Source organism: Sphingobacterium bovistauri (assembly GCF_020295405.1).
Lineage (GTDB): Bacteria > Bacteroidota > Bacteroidia > Sphingobacteriales > Sphingobacteriaceae > Sphingobacterium > Sphingobacterium bovistauri.
In genome coordinates this window covers 46,066-65,648 of the sequence record NZ_JADEYP010000018.1, presented here as the reverse complement: position 1 = coordinate 65,648, position 19,583 = coordinate 46,066, and the positions used below count along the sequence as shown (strand labels likewise).

Below are 19,583 nucleotides of genomic sequence, written 5' to 3'. Positions count from 1 at the left end.
TATTATAACTGTGATAAAATGTCTGCTTTTTTATTCTCGTATTCAGATTGTGATATAAGCTGTTTATCGTAAAGACTTTTTAGCTTTTTTAGCTTGATCGTTAACTCATCTTCTACTTCCTCAATAGGTGTAGGGGCAGGGGTAAACGTGGGGGCGGGAGCTTCATATTCTCTGATCACAGTCGGTGCGACATAAGTATGCTCAGGTTCTGCTATAGGTTCAAACTTAGGTGTTTCTATTTCAGGGACCGCTGATACGATTGGTGATTCTTCAATTTTTGATTGTTGAATCTCATTTTCCGATTCTTCATAAATATTTCGAATTGGAACAATAGGCTTTACCACTGTCTGTGCTGTTTGCAAATTAGGTCGATTATCCTCTTTAGAATCAGTAGATTTGATTTCTTCTAAAACTTCTTTGATAAGTTGGTATAGACGGCGTGCTTGCGTTTTTGGAATATAGTCTATGCTAAGATTCTCTCCTGTGAATGGAATTACAGTTACTTTAGAACCGAATATCTCTTCTTTGAAAGCAATATCTTTAATATCTTTCCAATCGAAAATTTCAAAATTAGTTGATAAGCCTAGCTTCGTAAATTCACATAAGAAAATACGCTTATTACTAATTGTGATACTATCTGGTAATAGTGTTACAGCAGGTTTTTTTTGCAATGCAATATAAGTGACTGTTTCGTCACGATTAAGCATCGTTTCAATTTTGCTGTAAATTTTTTCTATTACTTTTGGCTCTTGACCATCTTGTATAAATTTATCTAAGCTCATAATAAAGTGATAAATGAATTATATTTTTATTCCGCACCAGCTACGCAAAATACAAATTCTCCCTTAATCGGATTGTTTTCGAAATGTAATTTTAGTTCTCCTAGTGTGCCACGAACATTTTCCTCATACAATTTACTTAATTCTCTCGAGATTGAAGCTTGTCTTTCTTCTCCAAAGTATTCTATGAATTCTTCAATTGTTTTCAAAATACGGTGCGGTGATTCATAAAAAATCATCGTTCTTTTCTCTTCTACCAATTGCTTCATGCGTGTTTGTCTCCCTTTTTTGACAGGAAGAAAACCTTCAAAACAGAAACGATCATTTGGAAGTCCGGAGTTAACCAAGGCAGGTACAAAGGCCGTTGCTCCAGGTAAACATTGTACTTGGATACCTTCTTTTATTGCCTCACGAACTAAAAGAAAACCAGGGTCTGAAATAGCAGGTGTGCCTGCGTCAGAAATCAAAGAAATAGTTTGACCTTCTTTCAAAAATTTGATGATTTCAGAAACAGCTTTATGTTCATTGTGCTGATGATGTGCAAATACTTTCTTCTCAATACCAAAATGCTTTAACATTGGGGCACTTGTACGTGTGTCTTCCGCCAGAATCAAATCGGATTCTTTCAAGACTCTGATTGCACGGAAAGTCATATCTTCCAAATTGCCAATGGGCGTAGGGACTAAATATAGCATACATCAAAGGTACGTAATATAAGATAGTTGCAAAACGATGTGATAAAAAAAGACTTAAACGGGGGTGTCTAAGTCTTTTAAGAGGATGTTGTAATGGAAAAATTTATTCTTGTTTATAGAACGATGAATTTTTCACATTGCTACACTTTTATTTTATTAAATTAAGTGTTTCATGGAACTTTTTTATGTGTGGCAAGAGTTTAATTCCAGTAAGTAAAATTTCTTTGCTTTTGCTCTTATTATTTTTCATAAAATAGAAAGCACTCACTCCTAAAAACAAATCCTCAATAAGATTTTCATTGTGAATTTGAACATTTGTACTGTTTTCCAATTTATTCAATACTAAATTGAAGTATTTAATACCCGAGGTTTGATTCTCCTTGTTGAAATTGTTGTAAGCTAGAATACTACAAATATGTATATATAATGAAATTATTTCTTTATCATCTTTTATAAATGGGAATTTGTCTATGAAATCGTTGAAATAATTTAAGTTCGTTTCATTGTAATTATTGCCAATTTTCCCCCTATGAAATTTTTAAGTATAGATTGTTTCAGTAATGAATTTGGATTATTTTTAGATACATTTAGCAAGTGATATTCAGCTAAATCGTATTTTTTGTCAGTCAAAAAGTATCTAGCGACTTCGTAGTGATAATTGTAATTTATTTCCTTTTTCAATATAGAATCATGTAAATGAAGGGATGTATAGCGGTAGATTGAATCTAAATTTTCTTTTTGATGTGATGTCCATAAAAATTTATGAATTTTATCATTGAATTTTGAGATAAAAAACCTTCTTATTGCCTCAGTATCCCCATTGTTTAATACTTTTATTAATATTTCCCATTCATCAATATTATCAAATACAAAATTGTCTAAGCATTCCTTTAATATTTCGTGTTCAAGAAATTGATGTTTCTTTGCAGGATATAAATAGTTCGCTTTATAGATCTCGGAATAAGATTTAAGGTTTTGGTTGTCATTTATATAATTTACAGCTTTATTGTAATAGGTGATTCCAACTAATTCTTTAAATGTAATATTCGTTTTCCCATAAAAGAACTCATTGAATGCTTTTTCTACGCCTACTTGATCCACATAAGACTGTTCCAAATATTTGTTCGCAACTAACGCCTTTATATATTCTGTTTTTGCCTTAGTGTTTGGAGCAAAAACACCTACCGTTGGAATAGTAGTTTTCAATCATTATATTATGTTTACTGGGGTAAGCGACGACATAAACATGCGTAGGTTCTTCTTTTATTTGATAGGGTATATTGATATATTCGAATATGTAGCTGTAAAGAATCGAGGCCGTTACGCAGTTGTATTTACCATTTTCAAACATGTCATAGACATTCGCGTTTTCATCATATATTCTAAGAAATGTATTGTGAATATTTTTAAATAATGTTTTTAACTTTTTAGAAGGTTTTGCATGATCTGCATCTGCCCAATTCAATTGATTTATGTAGGAATCAATACGTGAAATATTTTTATCAGCCGTAATTTCATCTATGTCAGCAAGAAGAGATAGCTTCAATAGATTTTTATTATTATCTGCTAGATTGAAATATTCCTTTTCTTGTGTTGAATTAAAATTTACAAATTTATTTTGTCCATAAATCTGATTGCTGTAGAATTGTAATAATGCCAATAGGAATACAATTATACGTTGTAAAGAAATAATATTCATTGATTTGGATTAAAATTGCTTTTCAAAATTAATATAAGTTTTAATATTAGGTTAAACAAATTAATTTTTCATAAAACTTTTGTTTTGCTATCGTTTTTATGATCTCATTTCAGAATACCTTGTTATCTTTGTGCGCATAAACTCAAAATAATATGTTGCAGTTAAATTATATCCGCGAAAATAGGGATGCGGTTGTCGAGAGATTAGCCGTTAAGAATTTTAAAGATGTGGCTTTGGTTGATGAAATCATAAGTTTAGATGAACAACGCCGTAAGATTCAATCTGAGTCTGACGCTATCGCTGCAGAAGCAAATTCTTCCGCAAAACAAATCGGTGATTTGATGCGTCAAGGTAAAAAGGAAGAAGCGGAAGCGGTTAAATCGAAATCATCTGGATATAAAGAGCAATTGAAGCAATATACAGAGCAATTAGCGGAAGTCGAATCTTCATTGAACGAAAAGATTGTGCAATTACCTAATTTGCCACACATTTCAGTTCCTATAGGCGTTTCTGCTGAGGATAATGAGGTGGTATTGACACATGGAGAAGTTCCTGCTTTAGCAGAAAATAAATTGCCACATTGGGAGTTGCTGACAAAATACGATATTGTAGATTTAGAGTTAGGTGTAAAAGTAACAGGTGCTGGTTTTCCTGTTTATAAAGGTAAAGGAGCTCGTTTGCAACGCGCTTTAATCAACTTTTTCTTAGATCAAGCGGGTGATGCTGGTTATAGCGAGGTTCAAGTTCCTATCATGGTGAACGAAGCTTCTGCATTTGCGACAGGTCAATTGCCTGACAAAGAAGGGCAGATGTATCATGTGACGAATGATGAATTGTATTTGATTCCTACCGCAGAGGTGCCAATTACGAATATCTACCGTGATACCATCGTTAAGGAAGAGCAATTTCCAATAAAACATACAGGATATACACCTTGTTTTCGTCGTGAAGCAGGTTCGTATGGGGCTCACGTTCGTGGATTAAATCGTTTGCATCAATTTGACAAAGTTGAGGCTGTACAAATAGTGCATCCTGATAAATCTTATGAGGTGCTAGAGGAAATGAGTCAATACGTACAAGGGTTATTGCAAAAGTTAGAATTGCCTTATCGAGTATTGCGTCTTTGTGGCGGTGATATGAGTTTTACATCAGCATTGACGTATGATATGGAAGTGTATTCTGCTGCGCAAGAGCGTTGGTTAGAAGTTTCTTCGGTTTCGAATTTCGAGACTTATCAATCCAATCGTTTAAAAGTTCGTTTCAAGAATGCAGAGGGAAAAATGCAATTGGCACATACATTAAATGGTTCGGCTTTAGCATTACCAAGAATTGTAGCTTCAATTTTAGAAAATAATCAAACTGATAAAGGAATTAAAATTCCGGCAGTATTGGTTCCTTATACAGGATTTGAATATATAGACTAAGTTCAAATTTGGATATAGAAAATGGCTACAGAATCCTGTAGCCATTTTTTATTACTTATCCTTATTCTTTTGTTGCTCTTTCCATTGCTTCGCGAAAGATTTTTCTGGGAAATGCGGTAATTCGCGTTTTTCTCCCCAAGCTTTTTTGAAGAAATTGCGCATCATGAAATTTTTGAATTTACCTCCAAAAAAATCAACCCATTTTCTTTTCATCACACCAAATGTAAAGCCATTCCACATACGTTTTTCAGAAGATGGAGACAAGTTCTCTTGTACAGCGTCTCTTCTATTTAATAAAAGCATTTTTTGAATGTCGATGTTGACAGGGCAAACTTCAGTACATTTTCCACATAAACTGGAAGCGTAGGAAAGATGTTTAAATTCTTTCATACCGTTCAAATGCGGAGAGATTAATGAACCGATTGGTCCTTGATAAGTCGTTTCGTAGGTATGTCCACCTATATTTTGGTAAATTGGACAGACATTCAGACAAGCGCCACATCGTATACAATATAAACCTTGACGTTGGTCTTTTTTCTCCAATACATTTGTACGACTATTATTCAATAGAACGACATACATTTCTTCGGGGCCATCCGTGTCCTCAGCTTTGCGCGGTCCACTCAACAATGTATTGTAAACTGTAAGATTTTGACCTGTTCCATGTGAAGCCAATAGTGGCCAAAACAAATCCAAATCCATCATGCTAGGAATTACTTTTTCAATACCGACCACAGCGATATGGACTTTGGGAAATGTCGTTGTCAGTCGGGCGTTTCCTTCGTTTTCAGTGATGGCTATGCTACCCGTGTCAGCAACTAGGAAATTTGCGCCAGATATTCCAATTTCTGCAGTAGTATATTTTTCTCTGAGCAATTCACGTGCTTTCATCGTCAACTGTTCGGCAGTTGCATCCAGTGGTGTGTCGAATTTTTCGTGAAAAAGTTTGGCTATTTCTTCCAAACTAAGGTGCATGGCAGGTGTTACGAAATGATAAGGCTTGTGGTCTAGCAACTGAATGATATATTCCCCTAAATCACTTTCAATTGGTTCGATACCTTTTTTTTCTAAGAAATGATTTAATTCAATTTCTTCTGTTGCCATAGATTTGGACTTGATAGTCGATTTGGCATTGTGCTTTTCGAATATCTTCCAAATTTCTTGACGAGCTTCCTCTGCATCATTAGCCCATATGACCTTTCCGCCATTAGAGGTAAAATTAGCTTCAAAATCAACTAAGTATTTATCAAGATTTTCAATTGTGCGCCACTTAATAAGATTAGCTTTCTTTTTAGAATTTTCTAAATCAAAAAACTTGCTTTTACCTCTCTCAAAGGCCACATTATATTTATCGATATTATTCGTAATAATTTCACGGTGACGAAGGTCAAAGGATTTGGCTGAACTATCTTCTAAAAACTTATTTGCTATATTTTGCGCCATGCTGACTTTGCTAATTCTCCTACAAAAGTAAAGATTGGCAATTTTCTTACCAATGTTTAAAGTTAGTCTGAAAAAATTAATTAATCGAGGTTTTCGGCATAAAATTACGTACCCTTAGCGTATGGTGGTGAATAGTTTTATCTTTTTTCAAACTATCTATTGTTTTTTAGTAAATATCTTTTGAAATCTTTCTTTTAATTGTTTAAATAAAATAAATTATTATTTAATAAATTTGTGTTTAAAATTAAAAACAATAATGAAAATAAAATTAACATTACTAATCTTACTTATATCTCTTAAAATTTTTGCACAACAACGCGTGTATTATCCATTTGCTATTGGTGGGCTTTATGGAATAGTAGACAATAAGGGAAATGAAATATTACCACCTAGTTATGTTGAAGAACTATCGAGTAATATTAATTATTATTCTGATTATATAGTACTAGATAGTAAAAGCAATAATGTATTGTTATTTAATAAATATACTGGTAAACAAGAAAATTTAGAATATCTAAATAATCAGTATTCAATTGAAATTAATGACAAAAAATATTTATACGGCTATAATAAAACCATGGCCTTTTTAATGAATAATTCTGAATTAGATGAACGTTTATCACTATCAAAAAAATACAAAAATTTTGAGCAAATCGAAAAAGTTTATTTAGGTTATTTAGCAATCAATAATGAATATAGTGTGGTAGATATTTATTTAGGTAATGATTTAATATTAAAATTATCTAACCAAGAAATAAAAAATATTTATGCTTATCAAATGGTTAAAAATGGGGGATTTATATATTGTTTGGTTGATAAAGATAAAACAACTTATTATGACGAGAACTTTAAAGTTATTTCAACAATAAATGAAGAGCATACTACCTATGAACAATCTCAGAAGTATTTGTTAGAGAAGAAATCAATCGAGATTAATAGTGGAGAATCTTCTGGAGGAATGAATTTGAAAGGATACAAAGTAATCTATCCTCATATAGAAAAATCTAAAAATAATAATTCAAAATATGTTACTATTGATCTAGTTCAAAGTTATAGTGAAAATTTTCCACTATTTAGATTTAAATGGAATACGAATGAATCAACATCATTTTTTATAAGCAGTCAAGTAAATAGAATTGAAGGAAGTTTTACTAAGGAGTCTTCAAAAGTTCAAATCTTATTTTATGTAGATCCAGTAAATAAAAATGTACTATTGCCCGTAAAGTATCAAAAACTTATTGATTTAGAGTTTTTTGAACATCATAAATCGACGGAAAAGGTTGATGGTAGCTATGCAAATTGAATTATTCTAACATTAGGGCATAGGTTTTAAAGTCTTAAAAAGTATTTGATATACAATGCTTTAGTGTTTGTAAGTGTGGAGGTGTATAAATGGATTAATTACCTACAAATACTTTGGTTAACTTGGGGTAAATATTTAGAAAATATTGTAAAGATTTCTTATCGTATTGTTTAAATTTTTGAGTGTAATTTCAAAAAACAATTAAGTATTTATCGAGATTTTCAATTGTACGCCACTTAATAAGATTAGCTTTCTTTTTAGAATTTTCTAAATCAAAAAACTTGCTTTTACCTCTCTCAAAGGCCACGTTATATTTATCGATATTATTTGTAATAATTTCACGGTGACGAAGGTCAAAAGATTTTGTTGAACTGTCTTCTAAAAATTTATCTGCGATATTCTGCGCCATGTTGCTCTACTTAGTTCTGCTACAAAAATAAAAGTTGCTTACGTAGTAACCAACTTTTAAAGATAAGGGTTTTTGTTATTAAATATTAGAAATAATTAATCGTGTGTTATTGATTTGAATTACAGATGCTCATTCTTTTCAAGACTCTACCTCGAGGCTCATTGCTTTCGTAGAGAGCTATTTCTGAATGCAGAAATTCAGCCGCAGCCGCAGAATCTTTTACTTTTACGCTACTTCGTGCAATCATTTCTGCTTCAAAATTATTTAAAACAGTTGCTCTGATTCCTTTGGTTTTCCAATCTGAAAATATAGTGCATTTTTTGTAAATATCACGTGCTAAGCTTAACGCATCTAGTAAGGCTTGATTAGCTCCTTGTCCTTTGAATGGACTCATAGGATGTGCAGCATCTCCAATTAGTGTGGCGTTTCCTAATTTTTGTAAGACTTCTTGATTTAGTATTTCTCTATCGTAGACTGGATATCCTGAGATTTTGCTGAGTTGCGTAGCTTTCAATATTTCTGGTATTGGTGTGTGCCATTGCGTGCGCTTAATCGCTTCCACTTTTAAAGCTTCAGAACCCTTACTACTTAATTCTTTTGCTTCATTTTCAGCCATAGGAAAACTAAGTTGCCACATCACTGACTCTGCGTCAAATGGCATGACGTAGATACGTTCGTTGCCATTGGCAGTTTGAAAAACAGTTGCTGAATCTAATAATGGACTAATTACGTCTTTCAAGTCTTTTAATTGGCAAATGCCTAAAATAACAATACAGTCTAAAAATCGTAAAGGATTAGTCTCTTTGTCTACTAGTTTATTTCTAATGGTGCTGTGGATGCCATCTGCACCAACGATTAGGTCAGCTTGTGTATTGACGATTTCTTTATTAGTTTCAAAATAAAGATTAATTATTCCATCTGCATTCTCCTCAAAATCTATAAGTTTATGACCCCACTTAATCATATCGTTGCCGCCTAGCTGTTTTATAAGAGATAGTCTTAAGGATTGGCGTGCGATATGAATATTTGTCTTTTTTGGTTTGGTGATAACTCTATTTTCTAGCCACTTTCTCATTCCCCATTCGGCTATGATTTCCCCTTTGGTGTTATGAACGAGATGTCTTGTGGAAATTACTCCTTTTTCAAGATTAGAGATTCCAAAACTATTTATCGCGCTGCTAGCCTGTTGTAAAGTTAGCCCGTATCCCTGTGCTCGTTCATTGAAGTTCGCATCCCGTTCGTAAATAGTAAAGGGAATCCCACGGTGTAAGCAAGCAACAGCAAGTGCTACCCCACCTATTCCGGCACCGATTATTGCAATATGAGGTGTTTTTGTGTAATCGGATTTAAGATTTTCCTGCGATTGGATAAGTCCGCGACCCTGACAGTTTAGACAGGTTGAGAAATGAGGCCTGGGCTCTGTGGGAGGGTATTCTTTCGAATTGCTTTTTTTATGTTTTTCTAATGCCGCTTGGTAGCGTAAACGTACACTTTTCTTTATGCGCCGCTTGATTTTGCCTACGCCATCACATTCTGGACATGGTGTAAAGAAAGTTTTTGGTGTTAACATAGGGCAAGATTCGAAACTTAATTTGTTGTGAAAAAGTAAGCCCATCAAAATGATGGGCTTTATACTGTTTTGGAGTGTTAACTTTAACCTTTTAATGCCAATGCTAAGCTTAATTCTTCTAATTGAGCATTATCAATCATAGCAGGAGCATCGATCATTACATCGCGACCTGAATTGTTTTTAGGGAATGCAATGAAATCACGAATGGTTTCTTGTCCGCCTAAAATAGCTGTTAAACGATCCAAACCAAAAGCTAAACCTCCGTGTGGTGGCGCTCCGTATTGGAAAGCATTCATTAAGAAACCGAATTGTTCTTGCGCTTGCTCTGGAGTAAATCCTAAATGTTTAAACATTAACGCTTGCATTTCTTTATCGTGAATACGGATAGATCCTCCGCCAATTTCGTTACCATTCAATACTAAATCATAAGCATTTGCACGAACTTTACCTGGATCTGTATCTAATAGATGCATATCTTCAGGTTTTGGAGATGTGAATGGGTGGTGCATAGCATGGAAACGTTCCGATTCTTCGTCCCATTCTAATAACGGGAAGTCTACAACCCATAAAGGAGCAAACTCATTTGGTTTACGTAAGCCCATACGATTACCTAATTCCATACGTAATGCTGATAATTGTGCACGTGTTTTATTAGCAGGACCCGATAAAACCAAGATTAAATCACCTTCGTTAGCTCCAGTAACTTCAGCCCATTTTGCTAAATCTTCTTGGTCGTAGAATTTATCTACAGACGATTTGTATTGTCCATTTGCTTCACATTTCACGTAAACCATACCCGAAGCTCCTACTTGTGGACGTTTTACCCAATCAATTAACGCGTCGATTTCTTTACGAGTGTATGTTGCAGCTCCTGGTACAGCAATCCCAACTACTAATTCAGCCGAATTGAAAACCGAAAATTCTTTATGTTGCGCAACCGCGTTTAATTCACCGAACTTCATTCCAAAACGAATGTCTGGTTTGTCGTTACCGTACGTACGCATTGCTTCATCGAAAGTCATACGAGGGAATTTCTCTATTTCTATGTTGTGGATTTTTTGTAATAAATGACGTGTTAATCCTTCAAAAACATTTAAAATATCTTCTTGCTCAATGAATGACATTTCACAGTCGATCTGAGTAAACTCAGGCTGACGGTCCGCGCGTAAATCTTCATCACGGAAGCATTTCACAATTTGGAAATATTTATCCATACCACCTACCATCAACAGTTGTTTGAAAGTTTGTGGAGATTGTGGTAAAGCATAAAACTGTCCAGGATTCATACGAGATGGTACCACGAAATCACGCGCACCCTCTGGTGTAGATTTGATCAAATAAGGTGTTTCTACCTCACAGAAATCAAGATTCGATAAATAGTTACGAACTTCTTGCGTTACTTTATGGCGGAACAATAAACTGTTTTTAACCGGATTACGACGAATATCTAAATAACGATATTTCATGCGAATATCCTCACCACCATCTGTCTCATCTTCAATAGTGAAAGGAGGGAGTTGAGCTTCGTTAAGTATAGTTAATTCATTTACTAGAACTTCAATCTCTCCTGTTGGAATATTATTGTTTTTAGACTCACGCTCGATTACTGTGCCTTTTACTTGGATGACGAATTCACGGCCTAAAGATTTTGCCAATTGCATTACAATAGCTTCTGTACGTGCTTCGTCAAAAATTAATTGGGTAATACCGTATCTATCACGTAAATCTACCCAAATCATGAATCCTTTGTCACGTGATTTTTGAACCCAACCAGAAAGTTTTACTTCGTTATTTATATCGGCTATTCTTAGCTCGCCGCAATTATGACTTCTATACATATTATAAAATAGAAAATATACGTTGCAAAATTATTGGTTTTGTAGGACAATAACTAATGCAATCTGATAAATAAATGATGGTGATTTTAGGTGTTTACGAGGGTTAATTTTTAATATTAAACTTCTACCACTTTGTCCCACCTTTTGGTTTTTTGATGATATTTTGGCTGCAAATCTATGTTGAATAATGATTTTGTAGCTTAAAAATGACATTGTTTTTAATAAAAATCAACTTGCTGATTATCAGTAAAAATACGTTTAGAATATGATTTGAAAAGGAAAATTTACGCATTGATAGCGGGGCTAAAGTAGTGTGGAAAACTTTTTTGTGGGGGAATGTGGGAGTATGTGGGAGAAAGTGTATACTTTTACATTAAATTTGATTAGCGATATAGACTACGGATGAATTTTTTAATTGGAGAATACGAATGCAAGTTGGACGCCAAAGGTAGAATGGTGGTTCCTGCAGCGCTAAAGCGTCAGTTGCCTGATGCGGAGCGTGAAGGGCTTGTAGTGAATCGTGGCTTCGATGGGAATTTGGTGATGTATACGCGAGCGGAGTGGAATAGGATATTGTCGCAATTGGCAAGATTAAATCAATTTCAAGCTAAGAATCGTGATTTCGTGAGAAAATTTACGAGTGGAGCTACAGAGTTGATGTTGGATTCTGCGGGTCGTGTGTTGTTGCCTAAAGCTTTGTTAGATTATGCAGCGGTGGGGGCTGAGTTGGTGTTGGTGTGTAATTTGAGTAAGGTGGAGTTGTGGTCTAAAGCTAAGTATGATGAAAAGATGAATGCTATTTCTGAAGAGGATTTCTCTGATTTGGCAGAATCTGTAATGGGAGATTTTGATTTAGAAGGAGGTTTTAATGTCTGATGAACAAGTGTATCACGTACCAGTAATGCTTCATGAATGTATGGAGGCGTTGGATATTAAGCCTGATGGGGTTTATGTTGATGTGACGTTTGGTGGTGGTGGGCATTCTCGCGAAATTTTAAATCGTTTGGGTCCAAATGGGAAGTTGATTGCTTTTGATCAAGATCCAGATGCTATTAATAATGCAATTGATGATTCGCGCTTTGTGTTGGTTCATCAAAATTTTCGTTTTATTAAGAATTACTTGCGTTTGGAGGGGGTGAAAGAAGTGGATGGGATTTTGGGTGATTTGGGAGTTTCGTCTCATCAGTTTGATGATGCTGAACGTGGTTTTTCAATTCGTTTCGATGCGGAATTGGATATGCGTATGGATCAGGTTTCGGATTTGGATGCGCGCAAGGTTGTGAATACTTACAGTGAGGAAGATTTGCATCGTATTTTCGGAATGTATGGTGAAGTGCAAAATGCTAAATCATTAGCAAAAACTATAGTTACAGCTAGATTGTCGAATGAGATTAATACTGTTGCTGAGTTAAAAGAGGTTGTAAAGAAGATGGTTCCAAAAGGAAAGGAACATAAATATCATGCGCAGGTTTTTCAAGCGCTACGTATTGAAGTGAATAGGGAGTTGGAAGCGTTGCAAGAGTTTTTGTTGCAAACTATTTCGGTTTTGAAGGGGGATGGGCGTTTAGTGATTATGTCTTATCACTCTTTGGAGGATCGTTTGGTGAAAAACTTCATGTTGAAAGGGAAATTTAAGGGAGAGGTTGAGAAGGATTTTTTTGGTAATGAAATAAAGCCATTTCGTGTGATTTCACGTAAAGCAATCACAGCTTCTGAAGAAGAGTTGCAGAGTAATAACCGTTCGCGGAGTGCGAAATTGCGGGTGGCGGAAAAGATAAATAATTAGTCGTAAGGGTTATGTCGAGAAGAAATACACTTCGTAACCAGGAGCTTAGTGAAGATGTTCAGGAGGAGATATCTGAATCTGTAGAGGAAAAGGTTGAGGAGACTCGGAGTATTCTTCATAATTTATTTTCTCCGGCAAAGTTGTCAACTTATTTGGTGACAAAAAATTTGCCTTTTGGTGCTTTCTTGGCTTTTTTGGCGTTGTTGTATATTTCGAATCGTCATTTGGCAGAGCGTACTGTTAGACAGATTGACAGGTTGGGTAGAGATGTGAAAGAGTTGAGTTGGGATTATAAGTCTTTGTCTGCGGAGTTGATGAAGTTGACTACGCAGTCGGAAATAGCAAAAAGAGCGGATACGTTAGGGTTAAAAGAACGTACAGAGCCGCCAATTAAACTTGAAGTATTAAAAGAGCAGGATTAAGTAGGTAATACTTGGTATGAACATAAGGAAGTCCATATTAATGCGTGTATACCTAGCCTTTGGGCTTATGGTGTTTGGAGCTTTGGCTGTATTTGCTAAGCTTCTGCATTTGCAATATGTGGATGGTGGGAAGTGGCGTTCGATAGCAGATAGCTTGACTATCCAAGAGCGTGTAGTAGAGGCGGCGCGTGGTAATATTTATTCTGTTGATGGTAGCTTATTGGCTACTTCTGTTCCGGAATACGAAATAAGGTTTGACGCGATGTCGATTCCTGAAGAGTACAATGAAGTTTTTAATGGTAAAGTTGATTCTTTAGCTTATAAGTTATCAGGCTTTTTTAAAGATAAATCTTCACGTCAGTATTTGACGATTCTTAAACAAGCGCGTAGTAAGAAGCAGCGCTATGTATTGTTGAAGCGTGATGTTTCACACCAGGATTTGAAAATTTTAAAGACTTTTCCTTTGTTCAAAACATTTAGAGAGGGAAAAAGAAGGTATTCAAGTAGTTTGGTATCTGTTCGTAAAAACAAAAGAATATTGCCTTTTACGAATTTAGCAGCGCGTACAATTGGGTATAAGAATGAGGATTTCAAAGTTGGGTTAGAGGGTGCTTATGGCGAGTTTATAGAGGGTAAGAGCGGTGCGCAGATGATGCAACGTATTGCTGGCGGTGTTTGGGTGCCGTTGAATAGAGATTTGGAAGTAGCTCCTGTTGATGGTTCGGATATCATTTCAACCATTGATGTAAATATGCAGGATATGGCACAACGTGCGTTGGGTAAGCAAATGAAAATTAGCGATGCTGATGAAGGTTGTGTGATATTGATGGAGGTGCAAACGGGGGAGATTCGTGCAATAGCTAATTTCACTAAGGATAAAGATGGCGAGTATCGTGAGAAGTTAAATATAGCGATAGCGCAGATAGCGGATCCTGGATCTACATTCAAGTTGGCTTCTTATTTAGCTGCATTGGATGATGGTTATATTGATACAGCCACGCGCGTGGATATTGGCAATGGTACTTACAAAGTCCCATCGCATACTATTCGAGATTCACATGCTCCTAAGAAATCTAATATAAGCGTAAAAGAGGGTTTTGAGGAGTCTTCTAACGTAGCGATAACGAAGTTGATCAATACGCATTATGGAAGTAATCCGTCCAAATTCACTTCAAAATTACATAGTTGGGGTTTACATGAGCCATTGCACTTACAGATTCCGGGTGAAGGGGTTCCTGTAGTTAAGACGCCTAAAAATAAGTCTTGGAGTAAATTGTCATTGATTCAGATGGCGTATGGATATGAGTTATTGTTGACTCCATTACAAACGTTGACACTTTATAATGGAGTGGCTAATGATGGTAAAATGATAGCGCCGTTGTTTGTTAAAGAGATTCGTCATTTAGGGAATACAGTTCAGCATTTTGAAGCTAGGGTTATCAATCAGCAAATGGCATCGGAAGAAGCTATTAAAAAAATGCAAGGAATGCTTGAGGGAGTAATGATTGAGGGTACTGGTAAGAAATTAAGTAGCCCATTGTATTCTGCGGCAGGTAAAACCGGTACAGCACAAATGGCTGATAATGCAAGAGGGTATGGCGCAAGGAGGTATCAATCTTCTTTCGCAGGTTATTTTCCGGCTGAAAATCCGAGATACTCGATGATTGTAGTAATTCGTAACCCACGTAATGGGTATTATGGAGGTTCTGTTGCGGGGCCTGTGTTTAAAGAATTAGCTGACATGGTTTATGCCAATGATTTAAAATTGCAAGGGACATTCGCAAATAAGGCTGTAAATACAGCAGGGATGCGTACACCATTGACATTGAATGGCTCAAAAGAAGCGTCAGTTAAGGTGTATGAGTCATTAGGCTTTAATCCTCAAAATTGGAATACATTGGGGCAAGGCGATTCTGTTGTTTCGCAACGTGGATTTCCGTTTGTCGAGGTAAATATAAAAGAAGGTGTAGTGCCTAATGTTAAAGGAATGGGATTAGTGGATGCGATTTTTACAATGGAAAATGCGGGATTCAAAACAAAAATTTTAGGCAAAGGGAAAGTGATTGCTCAGTCTTTGTCTCCAGGGCAGCGTATGAAAATGGGATCAAATGTATCAATAGAGTTGAAATAATATGAAATTAAAAGAGTTATTGCATGCTATTCCTGTATTACAAGTAATCGGTTCATTAGATATGGATGTGGATGCGATTTCTTTTGACTCTAGACAGGTGAAATCAGGAACTCTTTTTGTCGCGGTAAAGGGAGTTCAAACAGATGGACATTTGTATTTAACAAAAGCTATTGAAAATAATGTTTCTGTATTGGTGGTTGAGGAATTGCCAGAAGATATAGAGACAAATGTGACATATATTCAAGTAAGTGATAGTTCATATGCATTAGGAATTATTGCTGGAAATTTCTACGATAATCCTTCTAAAGATTTGAAACTAGTAGGTGTAACTGGTACAAATGGAAAGACAACAGTGGCTACTTTATTGTTTAATCTTTTCAAACAATTGGGGTATCATGTTGGGTTGCTTTCTACTGTAGAAAATAGAATTGGTTCAACTATAGTTCCTGCTACACATACAACACCAGATCCAGTTGCATTAAATAAACTGTTGCGTCAAATGGTTGATGATGGTTGTGATTATTGTTTTATGGAGGTTAGCTCACATGCTGTTGTGCAACAACGTATCGTTGGGTTGAGATTTGCAGGTGGAATTTTCACAAACATAACACATGATCATTTAGACTTTCACGGAACATTTGATCATTATATAAAAGCAAAAAAGAAATTGTTTGATGATTTAGATGGATATGCTTTTGCGTTAACGAACGTTGATGATAAAAATGGAGTGATCATGCTTCAAAATACTTTTGCACATCGTAAGACTTATGGCCTTCAAAATATGGCTGATTTCAAAGCTAAGGTTTTGGAGTCTCATTTTGATGGGATGTTGTTGCAAATTGATGCGCATGATTTGTGGGTGAAGTTAGTAGGCGGGTTTAATGCATACAACTTATTAGCTGCTTATGCTACTGCGATATTATTAGAACAAGAAACGTCTAAAGTGCTCGTTGCATTAAGTGAAATATCAGGAGCAGAAGGAAGGTTCGAAACAGTACGATCAAAGAACGGTGTCGTGGGAATAGTGGATTATGCACATACTCCAGACGCTGTGGAGAATGTGTTGGAAACTATCAAAGATTTACGTGTTGTAGGACAACAGATAATTACTGTGTTGGGTTGTGGAGGTGATAGAGATAAAACGAAAAGACCAGAAATGGCAAAGGTGGCATTGAAGTATAGTGATAAATTGATTATTACATCAGACAATCCACGTACGGAAGACCCTTTGATAATCATCAAGGAGATGGAAAGTGGTGTTTCTCCGGAGAAAAAGAAAAACACATTCAGTATAGCGGATCGTAGAGAAGCTATTCGTGCAGCAGTGCACTTAGCAAATCCAGGTGATATTGTGTTGGTGGCAGGTAAGGGACATGAAAAATATCAAGAGATAAATGGGGCTCGTCTTCATTTTGATGATAGAGAAGAATTGGAAAATACGTTTAACGAACAATAAGAGTATCGATGTTATATTATTTATTTGATTGGTTACATGAAAATTGGAAAATCCCTGGATCAGGATTGTTTCAATATATTTCTTTTCGTACAGCGATTGCGGTTATTGTATCATTAATCATTACAACGGTTTTTGGTAGTCGATTGATTCAATTGCTTCATAAAAAGCAAGTTGGAGAAACCATTCGTGATTTGGGCTTGGAGGGAGAAAAGAAAAAGCAAGGAACACCTACAATGGGTGGTTTGATTATAATTGCAGGTATTTTGATTCCAACCTTATTGTTTGCAAAGCTTGATAACATTTATATTATCATTATGATTATTACGACTTTGTGGATGGGGGCGATTGGATTTCTTGACGATTATATTAAGGTATTTAGAAAGAATAAGGAGGGCTTAGCTGGTCGTTTTAAGATAATTGGTCAAGTTGGTTTAGGTGTTTTGATCGCTTTCACGATGTATTTTCATCCAGATATTGTGGTGCGTGAGCAAGTGATGAATCCTACTTCTGAAAAGGCTGTGGAGATTGTAATTAATCCCCAAACGGGAGAAACGAGCTATGCTGAGAATGTAAAATCAACTAAAACAAATTTCCCTTTTTATAAGAGTAGTGAATTCGATTATTCTAAAGTGTTAGATGTATTTGGATTAGAAGGAGTTTGGGTGACTTTTGCTGTATTTCTTGTTTTTGTGGTTTTTATTGTGACAGCTGTTTCGAATGGGGCAAATATTACCGACGGAATAGACGGTTTAGCCACGGGGACTTCCGCGATTATTGGGATCACATTAGCGATTTTGGCTTATGTCTCAGGTAATATCATTTTTTCGGATTATTTAAATATTATGTATATCCCGAATTCGGGTGAACTGGTGATTTTTGCTGGTGCATTTTTGGGTGCATGTACAGGTTTCTTGTGGTATAATGCATACCCAGCACAAGTATTCATGGGGGATACGGGTTCATTGGCAATTGGTGGTATTATTGCTGCGTTTGCTATCTTGATTCGCAAAGAATTGTTGATTCCAATATTATGTGGAGTATTCTTGATTGAAAATTTGTCCGTGATTTTACAGGTTTCTTATTTCAAATATACCAAGAAAAGATTTGGTGAGGGTAGACGTATCTTTTTGATGTCGCCATTGCATCACCACTATCAAAAGAAGGGTTATCACGAAGCGAAAATAGTAACACGTTTTGTAATCGTGGGGGTTATTTTGGCGATTTTGACAATCGTAACATTGAAAGTTAGATAATATGGGAAGTATAGCAAATACATATTATCCACAGTCAGGGCGTTTGGTGATCCTAGGTGCAGGCGAAAGTGGAGTTGGATCGGCTATCTTGGGTAAGGATAAAGGGTTTGATGTCTTTGTGTCGGATATGGGAGTGATTTCAGATTCGTATAAAGCAAATTTGGTGGGTGAGGGAATCGCATTTGAATCTGGTCAACATACAGAAGATTTGATATTGAATGCGGATATCGTTGTAAAAAGTCCTGGTATCCCCGAAAAGGCTCCTTTGATTAAAAGGCTTCGTTCTTTGAATATCCCTGTAATCTCTGAAATTGAGTTTGCAGCGCAATATACAGATGCAAAATTAATTTGTATCACGGGGTCAAATGGTAAATCAACCACGACCATGTTAACATATTATATGTTACAAAAGGCGGGTTTGAATATTGGTTTGGCAGGGAATATTGGTAAAAGCTTTGCTTTGCAAGTTGCTCGTGAAACATTTGATTCCTATGTGTTAGAAATTTCCAGCTTTATGTTGGATGACATGTATCATTTCCGCGCTGATATAGCAGTGATATTGAATATTACACCCGATCATTTAGATCGATATGAATATAAGATGGAGAATTATGTGAATTCTAAATTCCGAATGATTCAAAATCAACGTCCAGAAGACTATTTTATCTACTGTTTGGATGATGAAGAAACGGTCAAAGCTTTGTCAAGGTTTGATATTAAGGCATTGCAATTGCCGATGACGCAAGAGCAGATCGTGAGTGTAGGGGCGCATTTGGACGAGAATAAAAATTTGAAAATTAACTTACCTAATAGAGACGAGTTCGAGATGAATATTGAAGAGTTATCATTACAAGGAAAGCACAATGTCTATAATAATATGGCATCTGGCTTAATTGCTAAAGTGCAGGAGTTACGCAATCAAAGCATGAAGGAAAGTATGGGTTCATATGTGAATATTTCCCATCGTTTGGAACATGTAGCATTGATAGGAGGGGTGAATTATATTAACGATTCAAAAGCTACGAATGTGAATTCAGTGTGGTATGCCTTAGAGAGCTTTTCGACGAACATTGTTCTATTATTGGGTGGTGTTGATAAAGGCAATGACTATGATATGCTTCGTGATTTAGTAAAGCAAAAAGTGAAAGCTATAGTTTGTATTGGTAAAGATACGTCACGTATTCACGATGCTTTTGAAGATGAAGTAGACGTAATTGTAAACAGTTCATCAATTGAGGATGCCGTGAACATCGCTTCTCACATTGCCGAAAAAGGTGACACCGTGTTATTGTCTCCTGCATGTGCAAGTTTTGACTGGTTCAAAAATTACGAAGAAAGAGGTGACAAATTCAAAGAGGCTGTAATGGCGTTGTAA

17 protein-coding genes are annotated in these 19,583 nt (G+C 35.7%); 9 read left to right on the top strand and 8 right to left on the bottom strand.

What is annotated here, in order from left to right:
* Positions 1–2: 2 nt before the first annotated feature.
* The 4 genes from IPZ78_RS10675 to IPZ78_RS10660 all read right to left on the bottom strand — a co-directional run bounded on the left by IPZ78_RS10675 (position 3) and on the right by IPZ78_RS10660 (position 3,173).
* A complete protein-coding gene (locus IPZ78_RS10675; RefSeq protein ID WP_225553505.1) occupies positions 3–782 on the bottom strand; it encodes a PH domain-containing protein in 780 nt (259 codons plus the stop codon).
* A gap of 26 nt (positions 783–808) precedes the next feature.
* Entirely contained in the window at positions 809–1,474 is a 666-nt protein-coding gene (gene rsmI, locus IPZ78_RS10670) for a 16S rRNA (cytidine(1402)-2'-O)-methyltransferase (RefSeq protein ID WP_225553503.1), read from the bottom strand.
* A gap of 489 nt (positions 1,475–1,963) precedes the next feature.
* Entirely contained in the window at positions 1,964–2,680 is a 717-nt protein-coding gene (locus IPZ78_RS10665) for a hypothetical protein (protein WP_225553501.1), read from the bottom strand.
* On the bottom strand, positions 2,634–3,173 hold the full coding sequence (locus IPZ78_RS10660) for a hypothetical protein (RefSeq protein ID WP_225553499.1): 540 nt from the start codon (positions 3,171–3,173) through the stop codon (positions 2,634–2,636). Before IPZ78_RS10660 ends, IPZ78_RS10665 begins: the two co-directional genes overlap by 47 nt.
* A gap of 152 nt (positions 3,174–3,325) precedes the next feature.
* On the opposite strand from IPZ78_RS10660, the gene serS reads away from it, so the two are divergent.
* Entirely contained in the window at positions 3,326–4,597 is a 1,272-nt protein-coding gene (gene serS / locus IPZ78_RS10655; RefSeq protein ID WP_225553497.1) for a serine--tRNA ligase, read from the top strand.
* 51 nt (positions 4,598–4,648) lie between these two features.
* Here serS and IPZ78_RS10650 read toward each other — a convergent pair whose 3' ends face one another.
* The gene (locus tag IPZ78_RS10650; protein ID WP_225553495.1) at positions 4,649–6,040 is read right to left on the bottom strand and encodes a LutB/LldF family L-lactate oxidation iron-sulfur protein; all 1,392 of its coding nucleotides are present in this window, start codon (positions 6,038–6,040) and stop codon (positions 4,649–4,651) included.
* Between the two features lie 256 nt (positions 6,041–6,296).
* Between IPZ78_RS10650 and IPZ78_RS10645 the strand changes: the two genes are divergently transcribed.
* Positions 6,297–7,343, top strand: a complete 1,047-nt coding sequence (locus IPZ78_RS10645; protein ID WP_225553494.1) for a hypothetical protein — start codon at positions 6,297–6,299, stop codon at positions 7,341–7,343.
* Positions 7,344–7,533: 190 nt separating this feature from the next.
* Here the strand turns inward: IPZ78_RS10645 and IPZ78_RS10640 are convergent, their stop codons facing one another.
* The 3 genes from IPZ78_RS10640 to aspS form a co-directional block, all read right to left on the bottom strand.
* On the bottom strand, positions 7,534–7,752 hold the full coding sequence (locus tag IPZ78_RS10640; protein WP_225553493.1) for a hypothetical protein: 219 nt from the start codon (positions 7,750–7,752) through the stop codon (positions 7,534–7,536).
* A gap of 106 nt (positions 7,753–7,858) precedes the next feature.
* The gene (locus tag IPZ78_RS10635) at positions 7,859–9,322 is read right to left on the bottom strand and encodes an FAD-dependent oxidoreductase (protein WP_225553491.1); all 1,464 of its coding nucleotides are present in this window, start codon (positions 9,320–9,322) and stop codon (positions 7,859–7,861) included.
* A gap of 83 nt (positions 9,323–9,405) precedes the next feature.
* Positions 9,406–11,160, bottom strand: a complete 1,755-nt coding sequence (aspS, locus tag IPZ78_RS10630) for an aspartate--tRNA ligase (protein ID WP_225553489.1) — start codon at positions 11,158–11,160, stop codon at positions 9,406–9,408.
* 402 nt (positions 11,161–11,562) lie between these two features.
* On the opposite strand from aspS, the gene mraZ reads away from it, so the two are divergent.
* The 7 genes from mraZ to murD are packed head-to-tail and all read left to right on the top strand — an operon-like array spanning position 11,563 to position 19,583.
* Entirely contained in the window at positions 11,563–12,036 is a 474-nt protein-coding gene (mraZ, locus tag IPZ78_RS10625) for a division/cell wall cluster transcriptional repressor MraZ (RefSeq protein WP_225553486.1), read from the top strand.
* Entirely contained in the window at positions 12,029–12,946 is a 918-nt protein-coding gene (rsmH, locus tag IPZ78_RS10620) for a 16S rRNA (cytosine(1402)-N(4))-methyltransferase RsmH (RefSeq protein ID WP_225553484.1), read from the top strand. Before mraZ ends, rsmH begins: the two co-directional genes overlap by 8 nt.
* An 11-nt stretch (positions 12,947–12,957) precedes the next feature.
* Complete coding sequence (locus IPZ78_RS10615; RefSeq protein ID WP_225553482.1) at positions 12,958–13,368, top strand: FtsL-like putative cell division protein; 411 nt, start codon at positions 12,958–12,960, stop codon at positions 13,366–13,368.
* 16 nt (positions 13,369–13,384) lie between these two features.
* Positions 13,385–15,499 carry a penicillin-binding protein gene (locus IPZ78_RS10610; RefSeq protein ID WP_225553481.1) on the top strand — a complete coding sequence of 705 codons (2,115 nt, stop codon included), beginning with the start codon at positions 13,385–13,387 and terminating at the stop codon, positions 15,497–15,499.
* A 1-nt stretch (position 15,500) separates the two neighbouring features.
* Positions 15,501–16,955 (top strand): UDP-N-acetylmuramoyl-L-alanyl-D-glutamate--2,6-diaminopimelate ligase, encoded by a 1,455-nt coding sequence (locus tag IPZ78_RS10605; RefSeq protein ID WP_225553479.1) that lies wholly within the window; start codon positions 15,501–15,503, stop codon positions 16,953–16,955.
* Between the two features lie 8 nt (positions 16,956–16,963).
* Positions 16,964–18,208, top strand: coding sequence for a phospho-N-acetylmuramoyl-pentapeptide-transferase (gene mraY / locus IPZ78_RS10600; RefSeq protein WP_225553477.1), 1,245 nt, complete (start codon positions 16,964–16,966; stop codon positions 18,206–18,208).
* Position 18,209: 1 nt separating this feature from the next.
* Positions 18,210–19,583: a UDP-N-acetylmuramoyl-L-alanine--D-glutamate ligase gene (gene murD, locus IPZ78_RS10595; RefSeq protein WP_225553475.1), complete on the top strand. Its 1,374-nt coding sequence runs from the start codon at positions 18,210–18,212 to the stop codon at positions 19,581–19,583.